This window comes from Rhodopseudomonas palustris BisB18 (assembly GCF_000013745.1).
GTDB classification, from domain to species: domain Bacteria; phylum Pseudomonadota; class Alphaproteobacteria; order Rhizobiales; family Xanthobacteraceae; genus Rhodopseudomonas_A; species Rhodopseudomonas_A palustris_F.
Window position 1 is genome coordinate 4960436 of the sequence record NC_007925.1, and the last position, 18135, is coordinate 4978570.

The 18135-nt window shown below is 63.7% G+C and carries 21 protein-coding genes; all 21 read right to left on the reverse strand.

Going from position 1 to position 18135, the window contains the following annotated elements; genetic code table 11:
• Positions 1 to 247: 247 nt before the first annotated feature.
• A complete protein-coding gene (locus RPC_RS22320) occupies positions 248 to 898 on the reverse strand; it encodes a nitrogen fixation protein NifQ (protein ID WP_415914850.1) in 651 nt (216 codons plus the stop codon).
• 69 nt (positions 899 to 967) lie between these two features.
• Entirely contained in the window at positions 968 to 1282 is a 315-nt protein-coding gene (fdxB, locus tag RPC_RS22325) for a ferredoxin III, nif-specific (protein ID WP_011474858.1), read from the reverse strand.
• A gap of 68 nt (positions 1283 to 1350) precedes the next feature.
• Positions 1351 to 1557, reverse strand: a complete 207-nt coding sequence (locus tag RPC_RS22330) for a CCE_0567 family metalloprotein (protein WP_011474859.1) — start codon at positions 1555 to 1557, stop codon at positions 1351 to 1353.
• A gap of 19 nt (positions 1558 to 1576) precedes the next feature.
• The gene (locus tag RPC_RS22335) at positions 1577 to 2044 is read right to left on the reverse strand and encodes a NifX-associated nitrogen fixation protein (RefSeq protein ID WP_011474860.1); all 468 of its coding nucleotides are present in this window, start codon (positions 2042 to 2044) and stop codon (positions 1577 to 1579) included.
• Positions 2037 to 2444, reverse strand: a complete 408-nt coding sequence (nifX, locus tag RPC_RS22340; protein WP_011474861.1) for a nitrogen fixation protein NifX — start codon at positions 2442 to 2444, stop codon at positions 2037 to 2039. Before nifX ends, RPC_RS22335 begins: the two co-directional genes overlap by 8 nt.
• A gap of 46 nt (positions 2445 to 2490) precedes the next feature.
• Positions 2491 to 3864, reverse strand: a complete 1374-nt coding sequence (gene nifN, locus RPC_RS22345) for a nitrogenase iron-molybdenum cofactor biosynthesis protein NifN (protein ID WP_011474862.1) — start codon at positions 3862 to 3864, stop codon at positions 2491 to 2493.
• 8 nt (positions 3865 to 3872) lie between these two features.
• A complete protein-coding gene (gene nifE / locus RPC_RS22350; RefSeq protein WP_011474863.1) occupies positions 3873 to 5543 on the reverse strand; it encodes a nitrogenase iron-molybdenum cofactor biosynthesis protein NifE in 1671 nt (556 codons plus the stop codon).
• Positions 5544 to 5568: 25 nt separating this feature from the next.
• Entirely contained in the window at positions 5569 to 7125 is a 1557-nt protein-coding gene (nifK, locus tag RPC_RS22355) for a nitrogenase molybdenum-iron protein subunit beta (protein WP_011474864.1), read from the reverse strand.
• 80 nt (positions 7126 to 7205) lie between these two features.
• The gene (gene nifD, locus RPC_RS22360) at positions 7206 to 8669 is read right to left on the reverse strand and encodes a nitrogenase molybdenum-iron protein alpha chain (protein WP_041803202.1); all 1464 of its coding nucleotides are present in this window, start codon (positions 8667 to 8669) and stop codon (positions 7206 to 7208) included.
• A gap of 79 nt (positions 8670 to 8748) precedes the next feature.
• Complete coding sequence (gene nifH, locus RPC_RS22365) at positions 8749 to 9651, reverse strand: nitrogenase iron protein (protein ID WP_011474866.1); 903 nt, start codon at positions 9649 to 9651, stop codon at positions 8749 to 8751.
• Between the two features lie 646 nt (positions 9652 to 10297).
• Positions 10298 to 11203 carry an SIR2 family NAD-dependent protein deacylase gene (locus RPC_RS22375; RefSeq protein WP_011474867.1) on the reverse strand — a complete coding sequence of 302 codons (906 nt, stop codon included), beginning with the start codon at positions 11201 to 11203 and terminating at the stop codon, positions 10298 to 10300.
• A 30-nt stretch (positions 11204 to 11233) separates the two neighbouring features.
• A complete protein-coding gene (locus tag RPC_RS22380; RefSeq protein WP_011474868.1) occupies positions 11234 to 11506 on the reverse strand; it encodes a hypothetical protein in 273 nt (90 codons plus the stop codon).
• A gap of 2 nt (positions 11507 to 11508) precedes the next feature.
• Entirely contained in the window at positions 11509 to 11712 is a 204-nt protein-coding gene (nifT, locus tag RPC_RS22385; RefSeq protein WP_011474869.1) for a putative nitrogen fixation protein NifT, read from the reverse strand.
• Between the two features lie 36 nt (positions 11713 to 11748).
• Positions 11749 to 11979: a nitrogen fixation protein NifZ gene (locus RPC_RS22390; RefSeq protein WP_011474870.1), complete on the reverse strand. Its 231-nt coding sequence runs from the start codon at positions 11977 to 11979 to the stop codon at positions 11749 to 11751.
• The gene (locus RPC_RS22395; RefSeq protein WP_011474871.1) at positions 11979 to 12284 is read right to left on the reverse strand and encodes a nitrogen fixation protein NifZ; all 306 of its coding nucleotides are present in this window, start codon (positions 12282 to 12284) and stop codon (positions 11979 to 11981) included. Before RPC_RS22395 ends, RPC_RS22390 begins: the two co-directional genes overlap by 1 nt.
• 27 nt (positions 12285 to 12311) lie before the next feature.
• Entirely contained in the window at positions 12312 to 12851 is a 540-nt protein-coding gene (locus RPC_RS22400) for a hypothetical protein (protein ID WP_011474872.1), read from the reverse strand.
• A 1-nt stretch (position 12852) separates the two neighbouring features.
• Positions 12853 to 13209 (reverse strand): HesB/IscA family protein, encoded by a 357-nt coding sequence (locus RPC_RS22405; protein ID WP_011474873.1) that lies wholly within the window; start codon positions 13207 to 13209, stop codon positions 12853 to 12855.
• Between the two features lie 11 nt (positions 13210 to 13220).
• The gene (locus RPC_RS22410) at positions 13221 to 13445 is read right to left on the reverse strand and encodes a 4Fe-4S binding protein (RefSeq protein ID WP_011474874.1); all 225 of its coding nucleotides are present in this window, start codon (positions 13443 to 13445) and stop codon (positions 13221 to 13223) included.
• Between the two features lie 95 nt (positions 13446 to 13540).
• Positions 13541 to 15097 carry a nitrogenase cofactor biosynthesis protein NifB gene (gene nifB / locus RPC_RS22415; RefSeq protein WP_011474875.1) on the reverse strand — a complete coding sequence of 519 codons (1557 nt, stop codon included), beginning with the start codon at positions 15095 to 15097 and terminating at the stop codon, positions 13541 to 13543.
• A gap of 469 nt (positions 15098 to 15566) precedes the next feature.
• A complete protein-coding gene (locus RPC_RS22420) occupies positions 15567 to 15761 on the reverse strand; it encodes a 4Fe-4S binding protein (protein WP_011474876.1) in 195 nt (64 codons plus the stop codon).
• 485 nt (positions 15762 to 16246) lie between these two features.
• Positions 16247 to 17989 carry a nif-specific transcriptional activator NifA gene (nifA, locus tag RPC_RS22425; RefSeq protein WP_011474878.1) on the reverse strand — a complete coding sequence of 581 codons (1743 nt, stop codon included), beginning with the start codon at positions 17987 to 17989 and terminating at the stop codon, positions 16247 to 16249.
• Positions 17990 to 18135 lie beyond the last annotated feature (146 nt).

Genomic DNA, 18135 nt, shown 5'->3' on the forward strand with positions numbered 1-18135 from the left:
GGCAATGACGACGGTTTTCAATGAGCGTCATTCCGGGTCGCGAGCCGCGTGAGCGGCGAGTGAGCCCGGAATCCATACGCCCGGCCTCCGGAATAAGGCCCGGTGTTGCCGTCTGCGAACAGCCGCCAACACAGGGGTTATAGATTCCGGGCTCGCTCGCAGCCAGAGCGCGTCGAAGACGCGCGTGAACGCGCTTCTGGCTCGCGCCCCGGAATGACGGCTTGGTGTTGGTTTGTACGAGTAGGAACTACGACGCCTGCAGCGCGGCGGTGCGGCGGCGGTCGGCCATTCGGCTTTCGCCGCTCTCGTCGCCGAAGCAGCGGCTGAAATCGCCGCAATGCGTACACACCGGCGTCGAGCACATCACGATGCCGTCGTCCTCGCAGAGCTTGCGATAGAAGAACCGCTTCCAGCGCATGTTGCCGGTGTTGCTCAGCGCCAACGGGCCGAAATGCCGGGTCAGCAGCCGCGACAATTCGCTGCGGTCGCGCAGCCCGAGGTCTTCCCACAGATGGTTCGGCTCCATGGCGCGGCGCGCCACCATCGCCGCCAGCCAACGGCCGATATCGCCGTCGCTGGAGCGATTGGCGAGGAGCAAGTCGCGCACCATGCCGGCCTCGTCGTCGTCGAGCGGTTCGCCGGCGATCGAGGGGATGAACAGTTTGGCGATATGCGGAAACCAGCGCCCCAGCAGCACGACCAGATCGTCCGCCGCAACACCGCTGCGCTCGGTGACCGCCCCCCGTTCGGTCAACGCTACCGCGAGGATCGACGCCAGGACGTGGCGGTCGAAGTCGCGATCGTCGTCGATCCGGGCATTCGCCGCGTCGCGCCCGGTCAGCACGCGATAGATCGCGGCCGCCGGCGACACCTCGTCGCAATCATCGATGACGACCAGCTGCGGCGCGAGCCGCACCGGGGCGACCGAATTGTGCTGGGATGCTACGCCGATCACGGCAAAACTCCTTCAGAGTCCGAGTTCGCTGGCCTTGACGTGGGTCTGGCAATCCTTCGGGCAGACCCGGTTGCAGGCCGAACAGCCGATGCAATTGCCGGCCTTGTCCAGCACCATCACCTTGCGGACGAATTCCTCGTCGTCATCGTCGTCGTTCTCCAGCGAGCAGCCGACCAGCTCGCCGTCCTCGTTGACGCCCATCAGGTGCATGACGTCGCGCGAACAGACCTTGTGGCAGCGGCCGCAGCCGATGCATTTGGTGCCGTCGATCGCGGTGATGTAGGTCGGCTCCCACGCCTGACCGTCGCGGGTGGAAAATATGCTCATCTCGTTCTCCTGCGGCGCAGCCTTTCTTGGGCTGCGCGAAATCCATGCCTGTGGGGCCAGTCCGCCGCTCAGGCGGCCTTGGCTTCCAGCTCTTTCAAGGTCTTGCGGGCGGCTTCCAGCGCCGCATAGGCGTCGTGGGTGTCCTGCGCGACGGCCATGATGGTCTGCCAGTTCACCGGCAGTTCCTCCGACAGATCGTGCAGATTCATCTTCGCGTTGATGGCGCGCGAGGACAGTTTCTTGATTTCGGCTTTCAGCGTCTCGATGTCGGACATCAGCGGGCTCCGGCTGGCTTCAATACGCGGCGACTTCGGGATATTTGCGGATCATCTCGATGCCGGAAGTGACGAATTTGTCGCCCTCCTCGGCCAACTTGGCGAGGCTGTCGAAGCCGAAACGATGCACGTCGCGCAGCTGCTTGTTGACGACGATCAGCCGCCCGGCGGCGAGGATCATCCGGCCAAAGCCCTCGTGGTGCATCTTCATCATCGGCGACACCATCAGGCCGGTCTCGCGTTCGATCGCCAGGCACACCGCGTTGTAGAACAGCTCCAGCCGCCACAGCGTTTCCGGATCCGGATCGCCGACGATCGGAATCTCGCGGCGCATCTCCTTGGTGATGATGTAGGGCTCGATCAGGGTGAAGTCACTCTTGCCCTCCCAGGCGCCGTGGGTGTCCTGGGCGCGCCACTGCTTGATCAGTTCCTTGACGAAGACCGAGTCCAGCGCGGGATCGCGTTCGGCGACCGATGCCTCAACCATGCTCCACCTCCTCGGCGAAATCGAACTTGCGCTCCTCGCCCTTCAGCAACGCCTTGCGCAGCCACGGCGGCGGATTGCCCTTCAGCACGGCGCAGAGCTTTTCCAACAGCTCGGCGATCGGCTGCGGCTCGGCGACCTTCATCGGATGGACGTTGGCGGCCACCACGCGGGCGGCGCCGGAGCCGCCGATCGCGGCGACGTAGAGGATCGCGCAATCGCGGATCGCGTCGATCCGCGCGGTGAGCTTGTCTTCGTTGCCGTCTTCGATGTCGTCGCCGAATTGCACCGCTTCGAGGAAGCGCGAGCCCTCCGGCGCGATCTCGTAGATCGCAATATTCTTGGCCCAGCCGAAATGCGCGTCGACGCGCTTCATGTCCTGGGTGGCGAACGCGACCTTCATGCTGGCTCTCCTTTGCTTGGCATCCAGTGTGCCGCCTGCTGGACTCTTAATGAGTCGCAGGCGTCGCACTGACGGAATCCGTGGGTGTGGCCGGCTGTCGCCAGGTGCCGACATCCGGTTCATGGAGGTCGGCGATGAACAGATTGCCGACGGTGAAGATCAGGTCGCGGGTGCCGCGATAGCCGACCGACAATTGATGCGCGGCGCCGAGCCGATCGAAGATCGGCAGCCCGATGCGGTGGAACGGCACCGCGAGCCGCGCGGCGGCCTGGCGGCCGTGCGAATGCGACACCAGGAGATCGCAGCCCTCGGCGCCGGCCTCGAGATCCTCGAGGTCGCCGATCAGCACCTCGTCGCAGGGAATCTGGTCGAGCACCGGCGAGGTGGTGGTGGTCACCGCCGCGGTGATCCGGCAGCCCATATCGGCGAGCCAGCCGCCGATGTTCAGCAGCATGTCGGGCTCGGCGCCGATCGCAACCTGCTTGCCGCCGAAGTAGAAATGGCCGTCCAGCATGGCGTCGATCAGCTGGCTGCGCTGGCGGCGATATTTCGCCGGCACCGGCTTGCCGCTGATCTTGGCAAGGCAAGCGATGAATTCGTCGTTCGGCGCCAAGCCAGTCAGGCGGCGGAACAGCGTGAACGGGATGCCGGTGCGGGCTTCCATCGCTTCGGCCGCGGGGCGCATCTGTTCGCCGATCGCGATGGTGTGGATCGCCGAGCCCATCGCGGCGATCTGCGACACCGAGACGCCGCCATGGGTGGTCGGCGTGAAATCGTCGGGCACGTGGCCGTCGAGCGAGCCGGAGATATCCGGCAGGAAGGTCGGCTGCAGCCCGAACGCCTCGATGATATCGCGCAGTTCGTCGAGATCGCCCGGGGTGAGATGGCTGCCCGGCAGCACGTTGAGCCGGCCCTGGCGGCGCGAGGTGCCGGACGCCGGCCGCAGCACCAAAGCTTCGACCAGCCGCGTGGTGGCTTTCGACCAGCCGTCCTCGAAGGCGTCCTTGAAGTCAGGTGTGGCGACATTGACCAGCGCCACGTCGGCGAGTTCAGGATGCTTGCCGCGGATGGTCTTGATGAAGCTGTCGACGTCGTCGCCCTTGATCTCGGTGACGCCGGTCGAACAGATGCCGATGATGTCGGGTTTGGTACGTCCGACAATGTTGACAATCGCCTGTTCGACATTGTCGTAGCCGCCGAGCACAGTGGCGACTTCGCTCATCGCGGTGGTCTGCAGCGGGATGGATTCCCGGAAGTGACGCACGAACAGTACCAAACCGAACGAAGTACATCCTTGTGAACCGTGCAGCAGCGGCATGCAGTTGCGCACGCCCATGAACGCCAGGGCGCCGCCGAGCGGCTGGCTCATTTTCAGCGAGTTGACGGTGCAGGATTTGGTGGACGTCTTGATCTTTGCCATTGCCGACCTCATGCGACCTGAACGGAGGGCGCGCCCGTGGCGGTCGCCGCTTCGCGCGCCAGCATCGCCGCGATGGTCTCCTTGCAAGAACCGCACCCACCGCCGGCCTGGGTGAGCTGGGTGACTTGCGCGATCACGGTGAGGTCGTGGCTGCGGATCGCATCCTCGATGGTGCCGACGCTGATCTCCTTGCATTTGCAAACGATGGTCGCCCGGCGCTCGGCCTCGGCGCGCTCCGGATCGGCGGCGAGCGCTGCTGCATCCGCCGCATTGGCGGCGTCGGCGCGGTCTTCCCAGCTGACCTCGTCCCACGGCGGCGCCATGCGGACCTGCTGCCACACCGGATTGGACAACGCCTTATCGATCTGCCGAACCATCTCGATGATGCCGACATAGCCCGCATAGGCGTAGTGCCGCTCCTGGTTGATATCGAGCCAGGGCATCTTGGCCTTCAGCGCCACGAATTGCGAGCGGCCGCCGGACAGCATGATGTCGGCCTTGGCCTCTTTCAGCATCTTGTACATTTCGCGCGGCCGCAGGTCGTCGATCTGGTGGACGTCGGGGCTCATCTCCTTGAGCCGCTCCTTGTCCTCCTTGGTCGACTTCTTGACGCTTGAGCCCACGATGCTGAGCCCGGCCTCCTGCAGCGCCGCCACCACCGACCAGGATTTGACGCCGCCGGTGATCAACAAAACCTTCTTGCCTTGCAGGCGCGGCGTGAACGCCTTGAGCGCCTCCCAAGCGCGGGCTTCCTCGCGGGCGATCACCGCTTCGACGCGGTCCATCAACTCGGCGTCGGCGCCGCGCGCGATCAAGAGCCTGGCGATCTGCCGCAGCGAATCCGAGGTGTCGGTGATGCCGTAGAACGAGCCTTCGAAATACGGAATGCCGTAGCGCTCTTCCATCTTGCGGGCGACGTTGATCATCGCGGTCGAGCACACCATCATCGCGGCGCGGGCGCGGTGCGAGCGGGCGATCTCGTGGTAGCGGGCGTCGCCCGACAGGCACGACAGGATGCGGATGCCGAGTTCGTCGAGCAGCGGCTTGACCTGCCAGAGTTCGCCGGCGACGTTGTATTCGCCGATGATGTTGATGTCGTAGGGCGTGGTGTAATCTGGCTCTTGGGTGCCGATCACGTAATCCAGCATCGCCTCGCCGGCGAGCTTGTTGCCGAGATTCTTCGGCCCGACGAAGCCCGGGGAGATGATCGGGATGCACGGCTTGCCGAACTTCTCGCTCGCCACCTTGCAGACCGCGGCGATGTCGTCGCCCATCATCGCCGGCACGCAGGTCTGATAGACGAACACCGCCGGCGGATCGTATTTCTCGATGATTTCGCGGATCGACTTGAACAGCCGCTTCTCGCCGCCGAACACCACGTCGTTCTCGCTCATGTCGGTGGTGAAGCTGGTGCGATAGAGCTTGGAGCCCGACGACTTGACGCCGCGGTTGTCCCACGAACTGCCTTCGCAGGCGATCGGGCCGTGCACCAGATGGGCGACGTCGGTGACCGGCTGCAGCGCGATCTTGGCGCCGTCAAAGGCACAGCCGCCGGCAGCGGCGCCGGGCTGCAGCGGTTTGCTGCAGCCCTTCTTGCGCTCCTTGGCGGCTTTGCCGGTGTTGGTGGAGCAGCCTGGCTCGTTGAAGACGTCTTGGATCTTGTCGGCCAGGCTGCTCATTTTCGTGCGTCCTATCTCAGAGACCTCAGCGGATGATGTCGAAGCTGATGTCGTTCTTGCCGGCGACGACGTTCTTGTCGATTTCGTCGAAGATCTTATCGAGGATCTTGACCAGCACGTTGAGCGAGCCCTGATAACCCCACACCGGGTAGCGGTGGTGATGGTGACGATCGGCGATCGGGAAGCCGATGCGGATCAGCGGGGTATTGGTGTCGCGCTCGAGATACTTGCCGTAGGTCGAGCCGATCATGAAGTCGACCGGTTCGGTGAACAGCAGCGAGCGCAGGTGCCACAGATCCTTGCCCGGATAGGCCTTGCAGTTGGCGCCGAACGGCGAGGAGGCGAGCAGCTGCTTGACCTTTTCTTCCCACGCCTTGTTGCCGTTGGTGGCGACGATGTGGGTCGGTTCGGCGCCGAGTTCGAGCAGGAACGCCGCCAGACCGAGGCAGAGATCCGGATCGCCGAAGATCGCGAACTTCTTGCCGTGGATGTGGGCGCTGGAGTCGCCGATGGCGTCGACCAGCCGGCCACGCTCCTTGGTGATCGCGTCGGGGATCGACACGCCGGTCAGCCGCGAGACTTCCTGCAGGAACTTGTCGGTGCCGGACAGGCCGATCGGATGGTTGAAGGCGGCGACTTCCTGGCCGTGGGCGGCGATGGTCGCCAGGGTCTTTTCGGTGCAGAATTCCTGCATCGAGATGGTGCCGACGGCGTGGATGGCGTTGGCGGCGTCTTCCAGCGTGGTGCCGCCGTCATACATCCGGAATTCACCGTCCGCAGGGGTATCCCAGACGTCGCTGTTGTCGCCGAAGATGGTGTACTTGATCCCCATCAGGTCGAACAGACGCTTGATCTCGCGCATGTTGCCGACGGTGTAGCCGTCGAAGCCGCCGATGAAGTTGATCGAACCGTTGGGCTGACGCTCGAGCTTCGGCGCGGTGCCGGCCTTGCCGTCCCAGAAATGCTCGACGATGCCCTTCATCGCGTTGTCGTAGCCGGTGATGTGGCTGCCGACGAAGGCCGGGGTGTGGGCGAAGGTGACGTCGAAATCGGCCGGGACCGAGCCCTTTTCCTTGGCGCCCTTGATGAAGGCGTTGAGGTCGTCGCCGATCACTTCGGCCATGCAGGTGGTGGAGACCGCGATCATCTTCGGCTTGTACAGCGCGTGCGCGTTGGCCAGGCCGTCGACCATGTTGTTGAGGCCACCGAACACCGCGGCGTCTTCCGTCATCGACGAGGAGACGCACGAGGTCGGCTCCTTGAAGTGGCGGGAGAAGTGGCTGCGATAGTAAGCGACGCAGCCCTGCGAGCCGTGCACGAACGGCAAGGTCTTCTCGAAGCCGACCGCGGCGAACACGGCGCCGAGCGGCTGACAGGCCTTGGCCGGGTTGATCACCAGGGCTTCACGGGCGAAGTTCTTTTCCTGATATTCCGGCGTCTTGGTCCATTCGCGCACGCGGTCGAGTTCGGCGTCCGAGACCGGATTTTCGAAGTTCTTGCGCTTGCCTTCCAGCATTTCCTTGTAGTCTGGCTTGGCGAACAGGTCGAAGTGGTCGAGGATCTTTTCTGCGTTCTGGCTCATGACATTTTCTTTCCGAAGAGTTCTGGGCTCCCGGCAAGTCGCGGGAACAATGAGAAGCGGCTTGACCGGGAGCTCTAACGTTAGCTCCAGGGAGCCTTGTTCAGTTTCCAGACCGGTGCGTTGATCGCGATGTCCATGTCGCGGGCGAAGATCGCAAAACCGTCGTAGCCGTGGTACGGACCGGAGTAATCCCAGGAATGCATCTGCCGGAACGGCACACCCATCTTCTGGAAGATGTACTTCTCCTTGATGCCGGAACCGACCAGGTCGGGCTGCACCTTCTCGACGAACTTCTCGAACTCGTAGCCGGTGACGTCGTCGTAAATCAGCGTGGAGTCCTTCACGTAATGCGTGGTGCGCTGATAGTCGTCGTTGTGGCCGAATTCATAGCCGGTGCCGACCACTTCCATGCCGAGATCTTCGTAGGCGCCGATGACGTGGCGCGGACGCAAGCCGCCGACATAGAGCATCACCTTCTTGCCCTGCAGGCGAGGCTTGTACTGGGCGATGACCGCTTCCATCCGCGGGGTATATTTCGCGATGACGCGCTCGGCGCCTTCCTTGATCTTGTCGTCGAAATGGCTGGCGATTTCGCGCAGACTCGACGAGATCTTCGACGGACCGAAGAAGTTGTATTCGACCCACGGAATGCCGAACTTCTCTTCCATGTGGCGGGTGATGTAGTTCATCGAGCGGTAGCAGTGCAGGATGTTCAGCTTGGCCTTCGGGGTGGCTTCGAGTTCGGCCACCGAGCCGTCGCCGGACCACTGCGCGATGACCCGCAGACCCATTTCTTCGAGCAGGATGCGCGACGACCAGGCGTCGCCGCCGATGTTGTAGTCGCCGATGATCGCGACGTCGTACGGGGTCTGCTCGAACCGCGCCGGCTTGTCGGCCGACTTGTCGAACACCCAGTCCCGCACCGCGTCGTTGGCGATGTGGTGGCCGAGCGACTGCGAGACGCCGCGGAAGCCTTCGCAACGCACCGGCACGATGGTTTTGCCGTCATACTGCTTCGACTTGGCCTTGGAGACCGCCTCGATGTCGTCACCGATCAGACCGATCGGGCATTCCGACTGGATCGAGATGCCCTTGTTGAGCGGGAACAGCACTTCGATTTCGTCGATCAGCTTGCCGAGCTTCTTGTCGCCACCGAACACGATGTCCTTTTCCTGGAAATCGGAGGTGAACTGCATGGTGACGAAGCTGTCGACGCCGGTGGTGCCGACGTAATAGTTACGGCGCGACCCCCAGGAATACTGGCCGCAGCCGACCGGGCCGTGGCTGATGTGGACCATGTCCTTGATCGGGCCCCACACCACGCCCTTCGAGCCGGCGTAGGCGCAACCACGGATCGTCATCACGCCCGGGATCGATTTGATGTTGGACTTGACGCCGCATTCGGATTTCTCGGACTCGTAGGTGCCGAGGTGCTTGGCGCGACGCTTGGCGAACTTTTCCGGATAGGCCTTGAGGACCTCCCCGATCAATTCCTTGTTGCGCGCCTTGGTGTCTTCGGTGGTGGCTGCGATCGCAGAGCTCATGGTCATACCTCGTTTCGCGGGACCGCTGATCTGGGCGCCGACTGCCATGAGGCAGCCGGCCCCGTCAGACGCGTGTTAATCAGGCCGTGGCTTCGGCGGCGGCCTTCGCCGCTTCCTTGGCCGCGAGTTCGGCGAGCGCCTGCTCGTCGGTCTTCATGATGCCGAAGTCGAGCAGCATGCCTTCCAGCTCTTCCATGGTGATCGGGGTCGGGATGGTGCCCTTGCCGGAGTTGGCATGGATCTTCTCGGCCAGCGCGCGATATTCCTTGGCCTGCTGGCTGTCCGGCGCGTATTCGATCACGGTCTGGCGGCGCAGCTCGGCGTGCTGCACGATGTTGGCGCGCGGCACGAAGTGGATCAGCTTGGAGTTGAGGCGGGCGGCCAGCGCTTCGGCGAGGTCGAGCTCGCGGTCGGTCTGGCGTTCGTTGCAGATCAGGCCGCCGAGGCGGACGCCGCCCGAGGAGGCGTACTTCAGAATGCCCTTGGCGATGTTGTTGGCGGCGTACAGCGCCATCATCTCGCCGGACATCACGATGTAGATTTCCTGCGCCTTGTTCTCGCGGATCGGCATCGCGAAGCCGCCGCAGACCACGTCGCCGAGCACGTCGTAGGAGACGTAATCGACGTCTTCATAGGCGCCGTTCTCTTCCAGGAAGTTGATCGCGGTGATGACGCCGCGGCCGGCGCAACCGACGCCGGGCTCCGGGCCGCCGGCTTCGGTGCACTTGATGCCCTTGTAGCCGATCTTCATCACGTCTTCGAGTTCGAGGTCTTCCACCGAGCCGGCTTCAGCGGCGAGGCTGAGCACGGTGTCCTGCATCTTGGTGTTGAGGATCAGACGGGTGGAGTCCGCCTTGGGGTCGCAGCCGACGATCAGAATCTTCTGACCCATCTCGACCAGTGCCGCGAGCGTGTTCTGTGAAGTGGTGGACTTGCCGATGCCGCCCTTGCCGTAGAACGCGATTTGCCGAAGTGCCGCCATGTTTTCTCTCCGTTGCCTTGAACCGTTTGATCGATGTGCGCGGCTGCGCAGTGAGTTTCCGTCCAAAAACCGTCGCACGGCTCAGATGCGGACGTTGCTCCTTGCATTCACTGCTCAGACAACAACCCATCGCCTTGCTGACCAGTGTTTTGCAACGACCGTGCCAACGCGTTTAGAATAAGAAAAACTCTTTGATTACCTGGAGATAACGCGTTCGTCCGGCGCTACCCGGGTGTTGTTTCAAACCCGACATCGAATGGTTCGGGCCGACATCGGCGGCCGCTCCTGTATGAAACAAAACAACCGATGCGGCGCGGCGCGCTGTGCGACAACTGCATGTCGTGAGAATGCGTTGCGACAGCCGAAATCGGACTGCGCTTTCGAAGCGACGGTGTTCGATGTTTCGCCGCGACCAGGGGAGCATCGTGCCCCGGACGAAAGCGCTCCAAGCGCTTGCGCGTGGTGCGCTGCAGATCGGGGCCGTTACAGAGCGCGGCGTCTGGAACGGCCCCGGCTCACGGCGCCGCGTGAGGAACGCGGCCCGCGTCCGGGACACGAGACCTTCGAGCAACGCCGATTTGTTTGAGAGGAATAGCGACGAAGCTTAGCGCCGGCCTCAGTTCGTTGGCTATTCGCCAGCGCCTTGTTACGCCGTCGCCGGCTCGGGCTGGGGCTGCGCCAGCGCGGCGCAGAACTCCGACAGCGGCAGGTCGATCCGGGTGATGTTCTGTTCTTCGAGAAACTTGGCTTCGTTCTTGGTCAAGGGATCGGGCAGCACCGCCCAATGCCGATCCGACGAGCGCTTCATGATCTGGCGAGCGAACAGCCGGTCGAGCTGTTCGGCGAAGCGGCAGCCGAGGAACAGGAAGTTGCGGCCGCTGCGGATCTTCTGCACCGGCTCCGGCAGCGGGGTCTGAATGTCGATTTCGGTCAGCACTTCGACAAAGTCGCTGTCCGACACCAAAAAATTCGCCGCCGGCGCCACCGAGCCGAGCGGCTGATACAGCAGCGTCGACCATGCGGCGGCCTCGGCCGGCGCCGGTGCGAACAGCGGCATCTCAGCCGGCTCGGCGACGATGCTCGGGGTGTCTTCCGGCACCAGCGCGCCGTCGGCGCGGAAGTAATGCACCCAGCGGCCGAAATGCTCGGTCTGGCTGACGCCCTGCGCCATGCCCCAATCGGCGCGGCCCGCCAGCGCCTTCATCGCGAGGTCGTCGTACCAGGCGTTGACCCACAGCGGCAGCTTCGGCTGCGCCGCCAGAAAGCGATGCAGCGCGGTCGGCTGCATGTCGGAGCGGAACGCCTCGATCATCGCCTTGGTCAGCGTCGAACGATGCTTGAAGTTCTCGATGTATTGCGCGGCGCCGGTGACGTTGTTGCGGACCTTGTGCGGCACCTTGATCTTGGCGGTGAGCTTACCGACCAGCGCCAGCGGCGAGTCCGGCACCGCGCAGGCCTCGCCGGCGAGCGCCAGCACGCCGGGACCGAGATAGGGGATCACCTGGCCGGCACCGAACCGGGCTTTGATGTCTGCGAAGGTCGCTTCCGTCATGGTTTCAACCTCGTTGTGCCGGCTGCGCGATTACGCCGCCAGTCTGTGCGGCACCACCACCAGACCGGTGGCGCGCGCGGGATCGGATGTCAGCTTCCAGCAATGCTCCATGCCGTCGACCAGATAGAGGTCGAACAGCGGATATTCGCGAAACGCGGTCTCGTCGGCCATGTCGGACGCGTCGCAGCGGGTCAGCGACAGTTTCGGAAACTGCCGGCGCAGCTCCGCCACGATCTGCGGGTCGGCCTCGGGCGCGCCGAGCAGCGCGCCGATTTCACTGAGCTCCTCTGCCGACAGCGCCATGGCTACATCTTCCGTGCTTCGACGGTGATCGGCAGCTTGGTGTCGGCGGCCAGCGCCGGCAATTCCAACTGCCAGCCATTGGCCAGCGTGATGTGGCCGCCCCACATTTCCGGCTTTTCCATCGACACGATCGGCTCTTCCAGATCCTTCTTCGGAACATAGGCCGAGAGCTGTCCCTGCGATCCCTTGCGGATCATGATCTTCATAATTTCGATTCCTTGATTGGCCGCCGAAGGCGGCGGCTAGAAGCTTGCGATTTCATCTTCCAGACAGCCGACCACGCGGCTCGGCCCGAATTCCACCAGATAGACCGGCGTGTCGGTTTCGACATGGCTGCCGATCTTGACGATCTCGCCGGCATCGCCGGTCTGCACCAACAAGGCGCCCTCCGGCTGCTCCGGAAACGAGCCGTCGTTGAACAGGTCGATCGCGGCCTTGACCCTTTGACCCCATTGATATTTCGGCTCAGCCATCACGCCACGTCCTTCTCGATCACCGACTCGGCCTGTTCCACCGGCTCGATCTCCCTGCCCTTCATGCCGACCTTGCGGCCCTGCGATACGAAATCCACGCCGTAGATGTAGAACTGCTGCAGGAAGGTGCCGATCGAGACCACGTAGCCCTCGTCGCCCTTCTTCACCAGCACCTCGCCGATCTCCTTGCCGGGAAAGGTGCCGTCGTTGCGGATGTTGAGCCGCGAGCGCACCTTCTCGCCGTACTCAAACTCCGGCGGGCCGTCGAGCTCGACGATGTCGCTGTCGCGGCTGATCTTGCTCATCGGCGTCTCTCCATCGTCATGCTGATATCAATCGTCATCGGATTTTCCGATGCGTTGCCAGACGCCGAGCAACAGCCCGGCATTGACCTTGTCGGTGGGGTCGAGTTCGAGCAGCTTCTGCACCGCGGCGTGGCCTTCGTCGACGTCGCCGAGCCGCATCTGCAGATAGGCGTAGGCCTTCAGCGTGAACAGATAGAACCGCGGCAGCACCGCGGCGTAGTTGCTGAAATCAGCGTCGCCTGGCTTCACGCAATGCCAGTCGGCGACGAGGCTGTTGTCGCGCGCGGCCTTGCCGAGGCAATGGCAGGCGACGTCCAGCGCCTCTTCGAGCCGGCCCTTGTAGAAGTAGAACCGATACAGCCCGATCAGCACCGCGGCGTGATCCGGCGCCAACGCCTTGGCCTCGTACAAATGCTGTTCGGCGAGTTCGGCGCGGTGATACAGCGACGCCGCCTGATCGAGATGGCGCTCCGCCGCGGCCGGCAGGCCGGCGCCGAGCAACGCGTCCGCAAGCAACGACGGCTCCGCTCCGAACATCGGCGGTTCGTTGCCCGCGGCCGGCGCCATGTCAGATCTCCCGCAACTGGTGCAGGGTGACGGTCGGCTGCGGCGTGCTGTCGGTGGCGCAACCGCAGGCGCTGCGCTTCGGATCGTGGAACACGAAGCCGCTCGAGGTCGGGGTTTCGACGAAGTCGACCACCACGCCGTCGAGCAGCTTCTGACTCGCCACTGGCAGATAGAACGAGATGTCGCCGATGGTTTCGACCACCTCGCCCGGGCGCACCGCGGGCTCGACGTCGAATTCGGCCGACAGGCCGGCACAGCCGCCGGCGCTCACATTGAGGCGGAAGCCGCCGGCGCCGGGGCTGAAGCGCAACATGCGGCGGATGAACTTTTCGGCGGAAGGCGTCAGCGTGAAGCTCATGCGCGCCTCCCTTACGCCGGCGCCTGATAGCGCGGCACCGAATTGTCGATCACGCAGGTGCCTTCGACCGGGCACACCGCGACGCACTGCGCCATGTCGAAATGCCCGAGGCATTCGGTGCATTTCTTCGGATTGATGTGGAAGGTGCCGCCCTTTTCGAAGATCGCCACATTGGGGCATTCCGGCTCGCAGGCCGAACACGAGGTGCACTGGGAGGAGATGATCTTGTAAGCCATGCTATTTCCGTCCTTCGTCTTCCATCCTTCACGGCCGAGCGGAACATCCGCGCGGCGACTGGTCGAAATCGGCGAACCAAATGCTAAGGCCCGGTTCAGGCCTCGGTGAATGCCCCCTGACGAATGTCGGCGTCACCCTTGGCGACGTGGCTGATTTCCTTCTTCTCGACGCGCTGCAGGTAGTCCTTGAAGTAGGCGATCACCGAGGTCTCGATGAACTCGAAGGCGTAGGTTTCCACCGCCTCGATGCCAGCCGCGGCGAGCGAATCCTTCGGGCAGATGCCGATCTTGGCGACCAGCACCGCGGTGCAGTCGTTCAAGGCGCGGATGATGGTGGCGGCACCGTCGGCGGAGGCGTAGCCGCCTTCGCAATACAGATCGACGCGGCGGTGGCCGACGAATTTGGCGCCGGCGGTGGAGACCTCGTAGATCTGGAATTCGTGGGCGTGGCCGAAATGCTCGTTGACCCGGCCACCGCCCTTGGTGGCGATCGCCACCTGGATCTTGATGGCGCTGGTCTCGTCGGCGAGTTTCACCAGCTCGGCGGTCTTGGCCTTGGCGATCGCCTCGCGCTCCAGCTCGACCTTGGCCTGATAGGCCTTGCGGGCTTCGAGGTCGTAGGTGACCTCCATCGCCGCGACCTTCTCGTTGGAGAATTCGTCGCTGCGGTCCTCGCCAAGCAGGCCGACGGCGTCGGCGCGGCACTGCCGGCAATGCCGCATCATGTTCATCTCGCCTTCGCAGGCGTCCTGCAGCGCTTTCAATTCCTGCGCCGACGGGCCACGCAGCCCGGACAGGCCGTACACCGTGCCATGCTCCGGCTCGGAGATCAGCGGCATGATGTTGTGCAGGAAGGCGCCGCGCGACTTCACCGCCTTGTTGACCTCGACCAGGTGCTTGTCGTTAACGCCGGGGATCATCACCGAATTGACTTTGACCAGGATGCCCCGCGCGGTGAGCATTTCGAGCCCAAGCAATTGCCGCTCGCTGAGGATCTTCGACGCCTCGACGCCCTCGTAGCGGCGGTGGTTGTAGAAGATCCACGGATAGATCTTGGCGCCGATTTCCGGGTCGATCATGTTGATGGTGATGGTGACGTGGTCGACGTTCATCGCCTGGATGCGATCGACGTGGTCGGGCAGCATCAGGCCGTTGGTGGACAGGCACAGCTTGATGTCCGGCGCAGTCGCCGACACCAGTTCGAAGGTCTTGAAGGTCTTTTGCGGATTGGCCAACGGATCGCCGGGGCCGGCGACGCCGAGCACGGTCATCTGCGGCACGCTGGAGGCGACCGCCAGCACCTTCTTCGCCGCCTGTTCGGGAGTCAGCTTCTCGCTGACCACGCCGGGGCGCGATTCGTTGGCGCAATCGTATTTGCGATTACAGTAGTTGCACTGGATGTTGCAGGCCGGCGCCACCGCGACATGCATGCGGGCGAAGTGATGATGCGCCTGTTCGCTGTAGCAGGGATGGTTCTTGACCTTCTCCCAGACCTCGGGGGCGAGATCGCCCTGCCCGGCTGCCGAGCCGCAGCTCGACTTGCCGCTGCCGCCCTTCGAACTGCAGCCTGCGCTGGCGACCTGCTGCCGAATTTCCTCGAGCGACTTCGCGCCGGGCGCCCCAAACTCCAGCAGTTGTACCAGCTTCTGCATGTCGTCCTCGCTGTTTGCCGCGCGATGATGGTGCGGGCGCGCCGGTGTGTCTCGATGCATCAGGCCGGGCCGCAGCCTAGCCTTCCGCCACGACAGTTACGCAACTAACGTGCCAGCCCGTGGGCAAGCAGTAGCGCTTTGAAAATATGATGATTTCGAAGGCGCGCCGGGTGTCACGATGCCGACAACGGCGGGGGCCACGCGATCCGGCGCTGTTACAAAGGTGACATTGTACGCGCGCGGCAATGTCGGATTTCCGGAACGTGCAAAGCGGCGAATAGCGCACGCGGTGGTGCTGAATCGCATCGCGGGACGCCGGGCAGGCGATGCAGAACTTCACGAGCCGCAACTGCGCATCGTCAAGGTGATGCGCGTTGCTGAGCTCGGATCAACGATGCGGACCTCGGCGTCGCCGCGGTCGCCGGTGGTGTCGGTGTGGCTGGCGGCAATAGCGCGCCAGGGCAGAGATTTAGGCCGGAACGCAGGTGTTCTCGACCGGGCAGACCGAGGCGCATTGCGGCTTGTCGAACTGGCCTTCGCACTCGGTGCATTTGGCGGCTTCGATGATGTACATATCGCGCTTCAGGACGATCGCGGCGTTCGGACATTCGAACTCGCACGCACCACACACCGAACACTGCGAGGCGACAATTTTGTAGGCCATAGAGAACTCCTTAGCTGGCGGATGATGCCACGCCTTTCAAACCTTGTGCCAATCGGCAAATATTTGATCTAACGCAATTTTGCGCGATGTCCCAAGCCGCGGGGCAAGTGTTGCCGCTGACATCGCGTCGCAACTGAGACAAGCCGCGTCGCGATCATTCGGGCGGACTACGCGAGTGATTTGCAACGGCACTCCGTTGCGGCAGGAATGCATCGCCGCTGCGTCCCGGCAGGAACGCGTCGACGCTGCGTACCGGCAGCAATGCGTCGGCGCTGAATCCCGGCAGCAATGCGTCGTTCGTAAGATCCGGCCGCAAATGATGTGACGCGATCTGGCACTTCGCCCCAACGCGTCATGGCCGCGCTCGTCGCGGCCATCCACGCCCGCAAGCGATGTCTTCCCTGTTTCCGTGGATGGCCGGGACGAGCCCGGCCATGACGCGGAGAGGGCGCAACTCCCAGATAAGCCGCGCGCGTCGCAGCCGCTCAGAAGTGCTTGACCTCGATGTCGTACTTCTTCAGCGCGTAGCCGATCTGCCGCGGCGTCAGCCCGAGGATGCGCGCCGCCTTGGCCTGCACCCAGCCCGAGCGTTCCATGGCGTCGACCAGCCGCTCGCGCTCGGACATCTGCGCGTCGGAGGCCGCTTCGACGCGGGCGGGCGGCTGCGGCGTCGGCACGGTGGGCGCCGGTGCTGCAACGTTGCCGCGGGGGCCGTCGGCCCGGCCGATCGGTGCGACTGCAAGCGGAATTTCCGGCGGCGGACGCTGCGCGGTGCGCTCCGAATGGCTCTTCCAAAGAATCGACGACAGGCACTCGTCATGATGGCAGGCGAAGTCGTCCTGGTGAATCGCCGGACCGGGCGCCAGCGTCGCGGTGCGGCGCACGCAGTTTTCCAGCTCGCGCACGTTGCCGGGGAACGAACACCCCTGCAGCAGCTCCATCGAGGCCGGATCGAACTCCAGGTCGCGCTCGTTTTCCCTGTTGAAGTTCTTCAGGAACTCGCTGGCCAACAGCGGAATGTCGCTGGCGCGATCACGCAGCGGCGGCAGCATCATCGGCACCACATTGATGCGATAGTACAGGTCGGCGCGGAATTCGTTGCGCGCCACCGCCTCCTCGAGATTGCGGTTGGTGGCCGCCACCACGCGGACATTGACCTTGATGGTGTGGTTGCCGCCGACCCGCTCGAACTCCTGCTCTTGCAACACCCGCAACAGCTTGGCCTGGAACGACGGCGAGATTTCGCCGATCTCGTCGAGGAACAGCGTGCCCTTGTCGGCGAGTTCGAAGCGTCCCTTGCGCGACGCGATGGCGCCGGTGAAGGCGCCCTTCTCGTGGCCGAACAATTCGGATTCCAGCACCGATTCGGGCAACGCCGCGCAGTTGATCTTGATGAACGGGCCGTTGGCGCGCGACGACAATTCGTGGATCGCCTTGGCGATCAGCTCCTTGCCGGTGCCGGACTCGCCGCGCAGCAGCACCGGCGAATGCGATTTGGCGATGATGCCGACCTTGGCGAGCAGCCCGCGGATCGCCTGGCTTTCGCCGATGATGCCGTCGACGCGGACCTTCTTGCGCTCGCGCGGCGGTTTCAGCTCGGACAATTGCTTCTGCAGCCGGTGGCTCTCGGCCATCAGCCGCTCGCGGTCGCGCGCCACCACGCGGTGCAGCTTGACGGTCTGGCCGATCAGATTGGCGATCATGGTGAGGAAGCGGACGTCGGCGTCGAGCCGGAAGATCGAGCGGCCGTCGCGGACGCGGTCGATGGTCAGCGTACCGACCACCCGGGAATCGATCCGGATCGGCACGCCGATGAACGAAACGCGGACCTCGGGCGAGGCCCCGAGCGCGTCGGCATCGGCGCGCGAAAACATCGGATGCGAAGAAACGTTCTCGACCACCAGCGGCACCGAGGTCGCGACGATCTGGTCGATCGCCTTGGCCGGCAGGCGGGCGCGGTAGCGGTCGTCGGTGCCTTCGTTCCAGCCGGCGCCGACGGTAATATCAGGCACCCCATCGTCGGCCAGCAGCGACACCGTGCCATGCCGCATCTGCATGAACGACTGCAGCAGATTGACGACATTGGCGAGCGTGGTTTCGAGACGCGCCGGCGCGGTGAGGATCTTCGAGATCTCAAAGATACCAGTCAGAGCAATTTCGCTCAGAGGTATCAGAGTGGTCGGGCGCGATTCCTCGGCATCGGCGACGTGCGCTTCGCGATAGACCATCGTGCTGTCTCCATGCTCCGGACCTTCCCCGCCTATTAAGTAGGAGCTTTTAATGGATAGTGCCTTGGGTTCAAGCAGATGTCGTGCACAACTTGACCGCAATGCTGAGGAAGTTCACAGCGCTACATGCCCACTATTTACCCAAC